Genomic DNA, 12,919 nt, shown 5'->3' with positions numbered 1-12,919 from the left:
CATGACTACGCAACCCAACGAATCGACTCGGACTGGGACGGAATCGGACGCGAAGATACGATTGGAGGATGTCGAGAAACGATTCGGGCGTATCGTCGCGCTCGAAAACATCGACCTCGAAATATACGAGGACCAGATTTTCGCGCTCGTCGGCGACAACGGTGCCGGAAAGTCGACGATGATGAACGTGCTGTGTGGCGTACACGAACCGACGTCCGGGCAGCTGTACTTCGAGAACGAGCCGGTTCACTTCTCCAGTCCGAACGATGCACGGGAGACGGGTATCGAAACGGTGTATCAGGATTTGGCCCTGATGAACGACCTCGACGTCGCTACCAACATCTTCATGGGACAGTTCCCGACGCGTGGATACGGTCCGGTCAACGTCATCGACTGGGAGGAGACGTACGACCGCGCCGACCACATCATGTCCGACCTGCTCGGTCGCGACATCGACCCTGAAACGGAAGTCGAATTCCTCTCCGGCGGCCAGCGGCAACTCGTCGCGGTAGGGCGAGCGCTCGCGTTCGACCCCGACGTCATCATCCTCGACGAACCGACCAGCGCGCTCTCCGTGGATGCCACCGACCTCGTTTACGAGACTATCGAGCGACTGAAGCGAGAAGGACACACCATCGTCGTCGTCAGTCACAGTTTGGAGACGGTCATGGAGTACGCCGACCGCGTGGCGGTACTCTATCAGGGAGAAATCGCCGAAGTCGCGTCCGCATCCGAAACCGACGTGGAGACGCTGACCGAACTGATGATAGCAGGAACGGAATCGGGCGGTTCATGAGACCCGCGAGAACTACGCTCGTGTTTCTGTCACAGAGCGGGGAGGTGACCACGTGACCCGATTCGGTTTCTTCGCCTCCCTGGAGGAGTTCTCCCCCGAAGAGTGCCTGGAACAGGTCGTCACCGCCGAGGCAGCGGGGTTCGACAGCGTCTGGGTGAACGACCACTTCCATCCGTGGTTCGACCACCTCGCGGACGGGTCGCCCGCGAACGGCGGCAACTGCTGGTCGTGGATGCCCGCCGCCCTCGAACGAACGAGTGACATCGAGATCGGAACGGGTGTCACGGCGATGCTGAACCGCTATCATCCGGCTAACGTGGCACATCGGCTCGCGACGCTCCTCGAACTGTATCCCGATCGCGTCTTCCTCGGAATCGGGACCGGAGAAGCGCTGAACGAAACGCCGCTCGGCAACCCGTGGCCGGAGTACGCGGAACGCGCGCGGCGGACAGCAGAGGCCATCCGTATCGTTCGCGCCCTGTTCGAAGAGGAGTTCGTGGAGTACGACGGCGACTTCTGGTCGCTCGACGGCGCGAATCTGTACACGGGGCCGGACGAAGCCCCGCCGATTCACGTGGCAGGAAACGGGCCGACCTCTGCACGAATGGCAGGGGATTTGGCCGACGGGTACGTAACCGTCTTCGAGACGCCCGACCGGGCGGTGGAGGAACTCTTCCCGGCAGTACGACGCGGTGTCGAGAAATCGACGCGGAACGACTCGTTGGAGGACGTCGAACGGACCGTCCATATCCACTGCTCGCTCGCGGAGTCGAAATCGGCCGCGCTCGAACCGTGCCTACCGTGGCGACTCACGCTCCTTCCGATGGTCTTCGAACAGGACATCGCGGACCCACGCTACTTACAGCAACACGGCGACCGGGTCAGCACTCGCTATCTGGAGGACCAGTTCGTCATCACGACGGACCCGCAGGACCTCCTCGACGTCGCGGAACGGTACGTCGATTGCGGGTTCGACCACGTCGTCTTCCAGAGTTCGAGCCCGGACCAAGAGGAGTTCTGTGAAGCGGTCGCCGACGTCGTCATGCCATCTCTTTCCTGACCGTCCCCGTATTCTCTCGAACGGCCGGAGCGCTGCACTAATTTTATGTGAGAGACGACGAAAGCTCCCGTATGGCAGAACTGACTCAAATCGCGGATTACCGCTGTCACACCGGTGAAGGACCACTCTGGCATCCGGACGAGGAACGCCTCTACTGGGTCGACATCCCGAACGGGCGGTTGTTCCGGTACGACCCGGCGACGGGCGACCACGAGCAGTGTTACGAGACGGACGTCATCGGCGGCTTTACGATTCAAACCGACGGGTCGCTCCTCCTGTTCGAGGACAGGGGTCGAATCGAGACGTGGCACGACGGGACCACCCGGACCGTCGTTGACGAACTCGAGGCTGAACTCGACTCCCGGTTCAACGACGTCATCGCCGACCCTTCGGGTCGGGTCTTCTGTGGAACGATGCCCACCGACGACCGCCTCGGTCGATTGTATCGTCTCGACACGGACGGAACGATAACGGAACTGTTCGACGGGGTGGACATCCCGAACGGAATGGGTTTCACTCCAGACCTGACCGGGATGTACTTCACGGAGACGGAGGCGGACAAAATCTATCGGTTCCAGTACGTCGAGGAGACGGGCGAACTCTCCGACCGGGACGTGTTCCTCGATACGACGGAGGAACGAGGGAGTCCGGACGGGATGACCGTCGACGCCGACGGCTACGTCTGGACGGCGTACTGGGACGGCGGGTGCCTCGTCCGGTACACGCCGGACGGGACGGAAGACCGACGAATCGAATTCCCTGCGCGGAAAGTCTCCTGCATCACGTTCGGTGGAGCGGAGTACGAAGACGCCTACGCGACGACCGCACTCGGTCCAGGGGAAGGCGAAGCGGGGACGAGGGCCGAAGAAGGGGAGGGTGCGGGGATGCTCTTTCGACTCTCGCCCGGAGCGGAGGGGGTTCCGGAGTACCGTTCGGACGTTTCGGTGTGAGTGTCGGAACGGACGTCCGGCGGTCGGTGCAACCTGACGACGGTCAGTGACCCCAGAGGGTGTCCCCGTCCCGGTATCGCGCGTCCATGATTCGGTCCAACTGGTCGTCGGTCAAGTCGACGTCGCACGCGCCGACGTTCTCGTCTAACTGTTCGGTCGTTCGCGCGCCGATTATCGGAACGCAGGTGAAGTCGTCGTGGTCCATCAGCCACCGAATCGATACCTGTGCGGGCGTCGCGTCCACCTCGTCGGCAACTTCTCGAATGGCGTCGAGAACCTTCCAGCCACGTTCCGACGCGTAGTAGTCGCCGAACACGTCGTCGAAGTTCCCGCGAGCGCCGTCAGGACCCTCCACTGCCTGTGGGTCGTCGGGGTCCGCGCGTTCGTACTTCCCGGTGAGGAACCCTCCCGCGAGCGGCGAATAGGGACAGACCGCGAGGTCTTGGTCCGCACAAACGTCGAGATAGTCGGTCACGTCCTCGTAGTAGCCCGCGTGATGGAGCGGTTGCGTGACTTCGAACCGCTCCCAGTCGTGCACGTCGGACTTCCACAGCGCCTTCGTGAGTTGCCACGCGGCCATCGTGGACGCCCCGAGGTAGTTCACCTTCCCGTCTTCGACGAGCCCGTTTAGCGCGTCCAACGTCTCCTCGATTGGCGTCTCCTCGTCCCAGCGGTGGATGTAGTAGAGGTCGAGGTAGTCGGTGCCGAGTCTGTCGAGCGTTCCGTCGATTTGGTTCCGGATGTGCGTCCGTGAGAGGCCGGAGTCGTTGGGACCCGGTTCGCCCCACCCGTCGAACGGGAAGTACACCTTCGACGTGAGGACGAAGTCCTCCCGGTCGTGGTCCGAAAGCCAGTCGCCGATGTACTCCTCGCTCGTGCCGTTCGGATTGCCGTAGACGTTCGCGCTGTCGATGAAGTTGATTCCCCGCTCCCACGCGGCGTCGAGCAGTTCGTGTGCTTTCTCCCGGTCGGTTTCGAGAACGTCGCCCGTCCGCTTGCCGAAGCGCCACGTTCCGAAACAGAGTTCGGAAACCTTCGTTCCGGTCGAACCCAATGTACGATATTCCATCGTCCGAACCCACGGGGCGAAGCATCAAAATCACTTGGATTGTTCGACTGGCGGGTGTCTCGTGGGGTCGGACCAAACGAGTGTCGCACCGACGCGTGTCGTCGGGTGAGCCGTGAATCGGCCGGAGTTACATCGACGGCCCGATGCGGGTTATTGCGAACTCGGTCAACCCGTGGTCGTCGACCGAACACGGTCGACCGTCCGCGACGGTTCGAATCGAGGACAACAGGTCGTCCGCCGTTGCCGTCGTCGCATCGATGTCGATGTCGTCCGCGAGAGCGGTGACCGTGGACTCCTCCCCCGAGACTTTGAGGACTGGAACGGTCGGATGCCCGGCCGGAATCCCGTCGGCGGTGAGGTGGAGGATGAGTCCCGCACCGGCGGCGACCAAACCGGTCGCCGCCTCCTCGAATCGGGACGGCGCATCGAGGAGTGCGAGACCCGAATCGAGAGACGACGCTGACCCGTACTCGATAACCTCTCCGATGTCTTCCGCCCCCCACTCCCGCGTTATCTCCTCGAAGTCGAGCGTCGAGGCACGCATCCCGACGCGCGTCGCACGAGGTGGTTGGTTTCGATGGCGTGAGAGCAGTCCGTCGAGTTGTGCCTCCGCCTCCGAGGACATCCGGGCGCGTGCAGCGTCCGGATGTGCGAGCACGCGCTCGGTTCCCGCGACGACGACCCGTGCACCCAATCCCACTAGCTCGTCGATTGCCTCTCCGACGAGCGGACCGGCCGTCTCGCGCGTACTCTCACGGAGGTCGCTCGAAACGACGCCGACCGTCAGGTCGCCGAGTGAAATCGACCGTTCCTGCGTATCGGCCTGCGTCCACAACTCGCGTGCCAGTTCGATTCCCCGCTCGACGCAGGCGTCGGTCCCGCCGACTTCCTGAATCGAAAGCTCGCGCACCGGTACCCCTCGCTCGGCGAGAGCGTGGGCGACGTCGTCGCTCTGCACTTCCTCACAGCCGAGGCCGACGACGACGACGCCCGCCACGTTCGGATTCGTACCGATTCCGACGAGCGTCCGCGCCGTCTGCTCGTTGTCCGCGCCGAGTTGCGCACACCCGTGGTCGTGCGGAGTTGCACGGGCGTACGGGAGACCGTCCGCGATACGCTCGGCGACGAGGTGGGAACAGATGACCGACGGGACGACGAGTATGTGGTTGCGTATCCCGATGGTTCCGTTCGGCCGTTCGTATCCGTCGATGGTTCCCGTCATCGCGTTCCCTCCTGTTGGTCGCCTCTGCCACGTGTGCTCTCGCAATTGTGCGTGTGAACCCACGTTCCCGCCGGAACGTCGTCGGTCGCACGACCGATGACGGCCCCGTACTTGTACACCTCGTCACCCGAGTCGATGGGTTCGAGCGCGAACTTGTGACCGAAGGGAATCTCGTCCGAGAGCGTCACATCCCGTTTCCCGTACGAGAGCGTTCTCCCGGTTTCGAGGTCCTCTAAGGCCGTCGCGACCGAATCACGCTGGGTCATGACGAGAGCGGCCCCTTCGATGACGTCGCCTTTCATGTTGCTCCCTCCAGTTCTTCCGGTTGAATCTCGTTGATGGCGAACTCCTGTAACTGACGTCGTTCCGCTTCGGTTCGGCGGCCGTCCGCGACTCCCCTGATGGTCTCGAACAGCCGCTCACCCACGGTCTCTATTTCCTCACCTTGGACGATGGTGGAGGCGTTCACGTCCATGTTGTTCCGCATTTTCTTCCACGTGTGTGGATTACCGGTCACTTTGATGACCGGCGCGATGGGATTTCCGGTCGTCGACCCTCGTCCGGTGGTGAACGCGACGATTTGTGCGCCGCCGGCCACCTTCGCCACGACGCTTTCGACGTCGTATCCGGGCGTGTCCATGAGAACGAGGCCGCCGCCCGTCGGCAGGGTTTCGGCGTATTCGACGAGTCCCCGGACGGGCGTCGTCCCGCCTTTGGCGATGGCTCCCAGGCTCTTTTCCTCGATAGTCGTCAATCCGCCCTCTTGATTCCCCGGTGTGGGTTGTGCCCCTCGGAGGTCGACGCCCATCAACTTCGCCTGCCCTTCGCGTGCTTCGACTCGTTCGAGGAGTCGTTCGCGAACCTCGTCGGTCGCACATCGGTCGGCGAGGATGTGTTCGGCACCGATGAACTCCGGCGTTTCGCTGAAACTGACGGTTCCACCGGCGGCGACGATTCGGTCCGCGGCGTTCCCGACCGCGGGATTGGCCGCGATACCGCTCGTCGCGTCGCTCCCGCCGCACTCCGCTCCGAAGATCAGTTCCGACACGTCCGCCACCTCTCGCCGCGCGTCGGCGATTCCTTCGTGAAGGGATTCCGCCGTTCGTTGGCCGTCGGCGAGGGCACGCTTCGTTCCCCCACAGTCCCGAATCGAGAGCGTTTCGACCGGTTTTCCGGTCGACGCGATGTCGTCGGCGAGCGCCTCGGCGTCGATGTCCTCTGTCCCGAGTTCGATGACGACTGCCGCTCCGACGTTCGGATTCCGGCCGATTCCGGTGAGGACTCGTTCGGTCTGTTTCCGTGCTGGTTTCGGTTGCGTCGTCCCCATCTGATGCGGCGTCGCTCGTGCCCACTCGCCCGCTTCGCCCGCGATGTGACGGGCGACCGGGCTGGCGGCCACGGATGTCGGAATGAGGGCGACGTAGTTGCGGACGCCGACACGTCCGTCGTCTCGGCGATACCCGTGAAACGTGGTACTCATACACTCACACCGTTCTCGGAGGAGTGCAATAGGTATTACTCCGCGTTCGGTGGGAAACGCCTCGAAAAGTAGTCCACCGCGGGGGAAGTCAGTGGCTCTCCCTATCGGTGAATCGGGGCGAGTATCGTCGGTCGGAACCCCGCTACCGTCGGTCGTCCGTCTGCTCGAGAAGCCCTTTCAGGTAGCCGATAGCGTAGAGTCGCCCCAGCGTCATGTAGCCGGGGTTGTCGTTCGATTCGGTCGCCATGGTTTGGACGTGGTCCGGTCGAACCGGTCCCTCGAAGCCGATATCCCGATACGCCTCGACGCATTCGAGCATGTCTGTCGGGCCGTCGTCGTGCCACGTTTCGACGAACTTCTCGGCGGTTCCGTCCACGTCGCGGAAGTGTACGAAGTTGATACGGTCCCCGAAGTGATGGATGGCCTCCGGAACGTCCGCCCCCATCGCGGCGAAGTTACCCTGACAGAAGGTGATACCGTTGTACTCGCTGTCGTAGATATCGAGTACCCGGTCGTAGGCTTCCACGCTGGTGATGATACGGTCGACGCCGCGAACGTTCCCCAGCGGTGGGTCGTCGGGGTGAAGGGCGAGTTTCACTCCGGCTTCCTCCGCGACCGGGACGACCTCCGTTAGGAAGTGTTCGAGGCCGCCCCAGAGTTCCTCGCCGTCGACGGGGGCTAACGGTTGGTCGGGGCCACGTTGCATGAGGTCGTGGTCGTATCCGGTCGTGAGTGACCCGCCTCGTGACGGGAGCGCAGTCGAGGTGCGCGCCCAGCGGAGACCGGCCATCCAGTCGTACGCGACGACGGGCACGCCGAGTTCGCCGAGGTTTCGGAGGTATCGTTTGAACCGTTCTATCTCCTCGTCGCGTCCGTCCCGTCCGAGTCGCGTCGCATCGGAAATCGGGACACACCCCTCGATGACGTCGACGTCGATGCCGAAGTCCTCGAAACGTTGGGTCAGTTCCATGAGGTCCTCGAATCGCCACGGTTTGCTCCCGTCGCCGATTTCGAGTGTATGGACGACCGCCCGTTCGACGCCCATCTGTTTGGCGAGTTCCCATCGCTCGTCACGCTCCGGTGGGAGTATGAGTGCTGGCTCCATGTCGAGAGTGTCTCTCGTCAGGGGGTATCATTGTTTCTCTCTTTCGACGACCGGTTGCAACGGGGGACGGTAACGGTGCTGAAACGTCAGCGCCCGCGAGGTGCGAGGAGTTCGACCGGATGTTTCACCGACTCGTCCAGCAGGTCGGCGAGTTGCTCGGTGCACGACGTTCCGGACGCGACGATGGTTCGGTCGGTCTCGTCGGCGAATTGGTCGCGGAGCGTCGTTCCAACGTCCATGCTCAACTCGTAGTACTCCGATTTGTACCCGAAGCTTCCGGCCATGCCACAGCACTCCACGTCCGAGGTGACCACGTCGTAGCCGAGGCGTTCGAAGACCGCCTCGGTGTACACGTTGAGGCCGAGGGTTCGTTGCTGACAGTGGCTGTGATAGGCGATTTTCGGGGCACCCCGTGGGATTACGTCCGAATCCGCGCCGTTTTCCAGCAGCCCGAAGACGTATTCGAGAACCTCGTAGCTGTTCTCGGAGAGCGTCTCGAACGCGCGGACGGGGAGCAGTTTCTCGTACTCCCGTCGGAACATGGCGAGGTCGCTCGGTTCCACGACGACCACGTCCCGACCGCGGTCGATATCCCGCCGAAGCCGTTCGAACACGCGCCGAGCCTTCGATTCGGCCGTGTCGATCATCCCTTGGGAAAGCGGGGCGCGCCCGCTTCCGGGAACGTCCGGAACGACCACCTCGACGCCGAGGGATTCGAGGACTGACACTGCGGCCTTCCCACGCTCCACGAGGACGTAGTTGGTGTAGACGTCCGGATAGAGGACGGCGGTTCGGTCGGCGTCGCGAACGTTGCTCCCGCCCCGTGCTTCGAACCATTCGACGAGGGATTCGTCCCGAAAGGTTGGAAGGTCACGACGCTCGTCGATACCCGCGAATCGGCTCATCGCGGCTCTGACCGGTGACGACCCGAGCAATCGGTTCGAAACCGGCGCGGTCTTGCTCGCGACCTTCGCCATCGTCTCGAAGTTGCCGAACGCTCGTTTCTGGAGGTCGAGTCCCCCCGGTTCCTCGTCCGGGGTCAACCCTTCGACGAGGAAGTCAAACTTCGAGGGGTCGTGGTCGCGGTTGAGGCGGTCACGAACGACCGTGTTTATCCACGGGATGTCGATTTTCACCGGACAGGCGGTGACACACCGTGAACATCCCGTGCAGAGGTCGTTGAACTCGGCGGCGCTGTCGATGCCGTGGACGCCGGTTTCCCACCCGGTCGCGATGCCGCCGGTGTACGTCTCACCGCCGAAGGCGTGTCCGCCGACGTGCTGGAAGTTCGCACACGAGTTCGCGCATGCACCACACCGAATGCAGTACAGCGTCTCGCGAAGTTGGTCGTCCTCGCGCATCGCCATACGTCCGTTGTCGATGAGGACCAAATGGAACTCCCGGTCACGTTGCGTTCCGAATTCCGGGTCGTCGGGGTGCTCGAAGTCCAACGTGGGTGATTCAGTCGGCGGGCTAAACAGCGAGACGTACTGGGCGATGTCCTGTCCCGTGGCCGACCGGGCGATGAGTTCCACGAAGGGTCCGAGTTCCGACAGCGACGGGAGTATCTTCTCGACGCCTGTGACCGCGATGTGTGTGTCGGGCGTCACCGCACACTTCCGGGCGTTCCCCTCGTTGGTGACGAGGGTTATCGTCCCCGAGTCGGCCAGTACGAAGTTCGCGCCGGTCATGCCGATGTCGGCAGCGCAAATCCGCTCGCCGAGGTAATCCCGGGCGAACTCGGTGAGTTCCTCCGCCGTCTCGAACGGTTCGTCCGGGTCGAAGTACTCGTTGAAAAGTTCCGCGACGTCGTCGGTCGTTCTGTGTAACGACGGTCCGACGAGGTGCGACGGCGCTTCGTCCGCGATTTGAATGACGAACTCCCCGAGGTCCGTTTCCCAGACATCGACGTCGGCGGCTTCCAGTTGCTCGTTGACGTCGAGTTCCTCCGTCGTCATCGACTTGCTTTTCACTAGGGAGTCGGCGTCGGTGTCGTCGACGACTTCCTGAATGTAGGCGTTCGCGTCCGCGGCGTCGTCCGCGACGTACAGATGACCGCCGTTGTCCTCCACCGACTCCCGAAGGGTTTCCACTAATTCCGGAAGTCTGTCGATGGCGTCCTCCTTGATGGCGCGGGCCTCCTCACGAACCGCCTCGTAGCCAGCGAACTCCTCGACGGCGTCGTACCGTTCCTCGTTGAAGTGCGTCGTGTTCTCCTGAACGCTCTCGCCTTCCGTCTCCAGTAGATGGCGGATTTTCGCCGCCTTCTCGCGTCGGCTATCGCTGCTCATCTAGCGACCCTCCACGACGATGACGCGGACGTCCGCCGGTCCGTGAACGCCCTCGACCAACGCGCCCATGTCCCCGGTGGCGCTGACGCCGGTGGCGAAGACGGCGGAGCGCCGGCCGTCGTCGAACTCGCCGTCGAGCCATTCGAGGGCGTCACGGACGTCGGGGACGATGTCGCTCTCACGGACCACGGCGACGTGGCGGGGCGGATAGAGGCTGACCGGTTCGGTTCCATCTGGGGACGATTGTAACACCAGGCTCCCGTGTGCTGCCACGCCGAGCGCAGCGGGCGTGACGCCGGTTTTCGCGTCGGTTAGCTCTCCCGTCGATGGTAAGCAGGTCACGTCGGCGTCGTCGAGTGAGATTCCGTCGATAGCTAACGAAACGCCGACCGCTGGCGGTTCGATGGCTTCCGCCAGCGCGTCGGCGAAAGCATCGACGGACGTCACTGTACAGGGAACGTCGAGTTTCCGTAACGACGATTCGAACGTCGTCGTCGATTCCGTCGGCATGGAAAGACGTTGTGGAGGTGGCCTAATAACCATTCTTGTGGCGGCGATGCATCCGCCTCGTCGATTGACGGCGAAAAACGTCGGCAGGCCGTGCGCGTTCGACCTGCTATTCGTACACGTGTACGCTTCCGGTGGCGTTCGATTCGACGTAATCCCAGTCGTACTCCACGCCGAGTCCGGGACCGTCAGGAACCGGAACGGTTCCGTCGTCGTCGACGACCTCGATCATGTCGGAGTAGTCGCCTAAATACACCGGGGGTTGGGTGTTCTGGCATTCGGGGTGAACGAGCGCCATCTCGTAGTAGTTGGCGTTTCGCGTCGCGGCGATGCAGTGTCGCTGGGCCGGACCGGGCGCGTGAAACTCCGTGTCGAGTCCGAAGCCTTCGGCCATCCGGGCGCGTTTCATCGCGCCCGTGATTCCGCCGTCGTATTCGGGGTCCGCGCGGACGAAGTCGGTCGCCTCGTTCGCGACGAAATCGGTCGCGATTTCGAGGCCGCGAACGTGCTCCGTCTGGAGTATCGGGGTATCGAGCGCCTGTCGAAGCTTCCGATGTGCGTGTTGTGAGATACCACCGTCGCGGAAGGGGTCTTCGTACCAGAAGAACCCCTCTTCGTCGAGCGCACGGCCGAGTTTGAGCGCGTCACCGAAGGTTTCGAGTTCACAGGCCGGGTCGTGCATCAGGTCCATGTCGTCGCCGACGCGTTCGCCGACGGCGTGGACGGCGGCGATTTCTCGGTCGAGGTCACGGGAGGTATCCCCGCCGCCCCATCCGTGAATCTTGTATCCGGGGAATCCCCTGTCACGACACTCCTCGGCGAAATCGGCGAACGCCTCCGGGGAGTCCAAGCCCCCGTTCTCGTCGCCGTGATAGGTGGACGCGTAGGCGGGAATGCGCTCGCGGTACGTTCCGAGCAGTTCGTGAATCGGGGCGTCGTAGTATTTCCCCGCGAAATCCCACAGCGCGATGTCGATCGGACCAATTCCCATCCGGTCGTACTTTCGCAGTGCGCGCTTGACCTCGCTCCAGTGTTTCTCACGTTCGAGCGGATTCTTTCCGATGAGATAGTCCGCGACGGTGTTGTACTGGGCGGCACCGGGAGAGTTACCGCCGATATATTCCCCGGAAATGCCGGTGTCGGTCTGAACTTCGATGGCGAACAGTTTCCGTTTCGTCGTCGAATCCGGTTCGTAAACGAGGTTGAAGCCGTGTTCGTCGGTTCCCACGTCCTGTAATGGGTACGAAAACTCCGTACTCACTATTTTCGTTATTTCTGGTCCCACAGTATCCGTTTCCGATGATGCCGTATATAATTTATCTCTCCTCGATGAGGCTTCCGAGGAATTGGAGATGTTCGACCGTCTCGCTCGGTGAGTCGAAGGGTTCGAAGCGTGAAACGGTGCGGTGGGGAACGATTATCGGTCAGTAGTTGATGTTGAGTTCGATGACGTTCGCCGCGTTGAGTACCCGCTTCGACAGTTTCCCGTGGAGGTCCTCGTCGCTCACCCTGCTCGCGGGAGCGGAGACGCTGATGGCCCCCAATACCTCGTTCGAGGAGGTTTTAATCGGTGCCGCGATACAGCGAAGCCCCTCCAGTCGCTCTCCGTCGTCGATGGCGTATCCGCGCTCGCGGACGTTCTCCAGCGTCTCGAACAGTTCTTCCCGCGTACCGATGCTCTGTGGTGTAATCCGTTCGAGTCCGTGCTGTTCGATGATTTCATCGACGCGTTCCTCGGGCAGGTGTGCGAGGATGGCCTTCCCGAGTCCCGTCGTGTGGAGGTACGTTCGGAGGCCCGCGTGCGTGTCCAAATCGACCGCTTTCGCCCCTTTGGCCCGCATCAGGTAGACTCCCTTCCCCTGTTCTTCCACGAGAAGGTTCGCGAGTTCGCCGGTTTCGTCCGCGAGCGACTTGATTTCCGGCTCCGCCACCTCGTAGAGTTCCATCGATTTACGGGTGTGGCCGCCCACTTCGAGGAACTTCAGCCCGAGACGATATTCGCCGCCGGTTTTCACGACGTAGCCGTGTTTTCGAAGCGTAGTCAAGTGGTTGTGTACCATGCTCTTTCCCATTCCCGACCCCTCGGCGAGCTCCGTCACGCCACATGAACCCCGTTCCATCAGCTCTTCGATCAACGTGAGCGTTTTTTCGGTGGTTTGTACCGGGTGTTTTGCGTCCATGTCAACATAACCCACACAGCCCTGGTTGATAAATATTCTGGATACCAGAACGCGAAACCGGAATAGATGTTTGACCCGCAATACACCCGGCGTTCGACTCGTGTCGCTGTCGTAGAAGACGGGAGATGAAGGTCCTATTGTCCGTCACCGACACGTTTGGAAACACGGTGGATTCGGTTTGCATCTGTTACAGTCGTGTACTCGTATCCCATAAGAGTTTGGACGGGAACTGTATATTCCTCGTCGAAATATCTGATAA

General features: G+C 62.2%; 12 protein-coding genes. 3 read left to right on the top strand and 9 right to left on the bottom strand.

The genetic code is table 11. The features are described 5' to 3' along the window. The first annotated feature begins 1 nt into the window (after position 1). From AC1XDK_RS15440 to AC1XDK_RS15430, 3 genes are all read left to right on the top strand, one after another. Positions 2-796 (top strand): ATP-binding cassette domain-containing protein, encoded by a 795-nt coding sequence (locus AC1XDK_RS15440; RefSeq protein WP_483350802.1) that lies wholly within the window; start codon positions 2-4, stop codon positions 794-796. Between the two features lie 52 nt (positions 797-848). Further along, a complete protein-coding gene (locus AC1XDK_RS15435) occupies positions 849-1,856 on the top strand; it encodes a TIGR03557 family F420-dependent LLM class oxidoreductase (RefSeq protein ID WP_483350801.1) in 1,008 nt (335 codons plus the stop codon). 71 nt (positions 1,857-1,927) lie between these two features. Continuing rightward, complete coding sequence (locus AC1XDK_RS15430) at positions 1,928-2,806, top strand: SMP-30/gluconolactonase/LRE family protein (protein ID WP_483350800.1); 879 nt, start codon at positions 1,928-1,930, stop codon at positions 2,804-2,806. A 43-nt stretch (positions 2,807-2,849) separates the two neighbouring features. On the opposite strand, the gene AC1XDK_RS15425 is transcribed toward AC1XDK_RS15430, so the two are convergent. The 9 genes from AC1XDK_RS15425 to xacR form a co-directional block, all read right to left on the bottom strand. Further along, entirely contained in the window at positions 2,850-3,875 is a 1,026-nt protein-coding gene (locus AC1XDK_RS15425) for an aldo/keto reductase (RefSeq protein WP_483350799.1), read from the bottom strand. A gap of 127 nt (positions 3,876-4,002) precedes the next feature. Beyond that, a complete protein-coding gene (locus AC1XDK_RS15420; RefSeq protein WP_483350798.1) occupies positions 4,003-5,097 on the bottom strand; it encodes a UxaA family hydrolase in 1,095 nt (364 codons plus the stop codon). After that, the gene (locus AC1XDK_RS15415) at positions 5,094-5,399 is read right to left on the bottom strand and encodes a UxaA family hydrolase (RefSeq protein WP_483350796.1); all 306 of its coding nucleotides are present in this window, start codon (positions 5,397-5,399) and stop codon (positions 5,094-5,096) included. The genes AC1XDK_RS15420 and AC1XDK_RS15415 overlap by 4 nt, the downstream gene beginning before the upstream one ends. Continuing rightward, positions 5,396-6,577 (bottom strand): UxaA family hydrolase, encoded by a 1,182-nt coding sequence (locus tag AC1XDK_RS15410; RefSeq protein WP_483350795.1) that lies wholly within the window; start codon positions 6,575-6,577, stop codon positions 5,396-5,398. Before AC1XDK_RS15410 ends, AC1XDK_RS15415 begins: the two co-directional genes overlap by 4 nt. A 142-nt stretch (positions 6,578-6,719) precedes the next feature. Next, the gene (locus tag AC1XDK_RS15405) at positions 6,720-7,682 is read right to left on the bottom strand and encodes a mannonate dehydratase (RefSeq protein WP_483350794.1); all 963 of its coding nucleotides are present in this window, start codon (positions 7,680-7,682) and stop codon (positions 6,720-6,722) included. An 86-nt stretch (positions 7,683-7,768) separates the two neighbouring features. Beyond that, a complete protein-coding gene (locus tag AC1XDK_RS15400) occupies positions 7,769-9,973 on the bottom strand; it encodes an LUD domain-containing protein (protein ID WP_483350793.1) in 2,205 nt (734 codons plus the stop codon). Then, complete coding sequence (locus tag AC1XDK_RS15395) at positions 9,974-10,483, bottom strand: LUD domain-containing protein (RefSeq protein ID WP_483350792.1); 510 nt, start codon at positions 10,481-10,483, stop codon at positions 9,974-9,976. It lies immediately after the preceding gene. 106 nt (positions 10,484-10,589) lie between these two features. Continuing rightward, complete coding sequence (locus AC1XDK_RS15390) at positions 10,590-11,765, bottom strand: mandelate racemase family protein (protein WP_483350791.1); 1,176 nt, start codon at positions 11,763-11,765, stop codon at positions 10,590-10,592. Positions 11,766-11,904: 139 nt separating this feature from the next. After that, positions 11,905-12,660 (bottom strand): HTH-type transcriptional regulator XacR, encoded by a 756-nt coding sequence (xacR, locus tag AC1XDK_RS15385; protein WP_483350790.1) that lies wholly within the window; start codon positions 12,658-12,660, stop codon positions 11,905-11,907. Positions 12,661-12,919: the final 259 nt, after the last annotated feature.

This window comes from Haladaptatus sp. HS23, from assembly GCF_056892285.1.
This window is presented reverse-complemented; position numbering and strand designations above follow the sequence as displayed.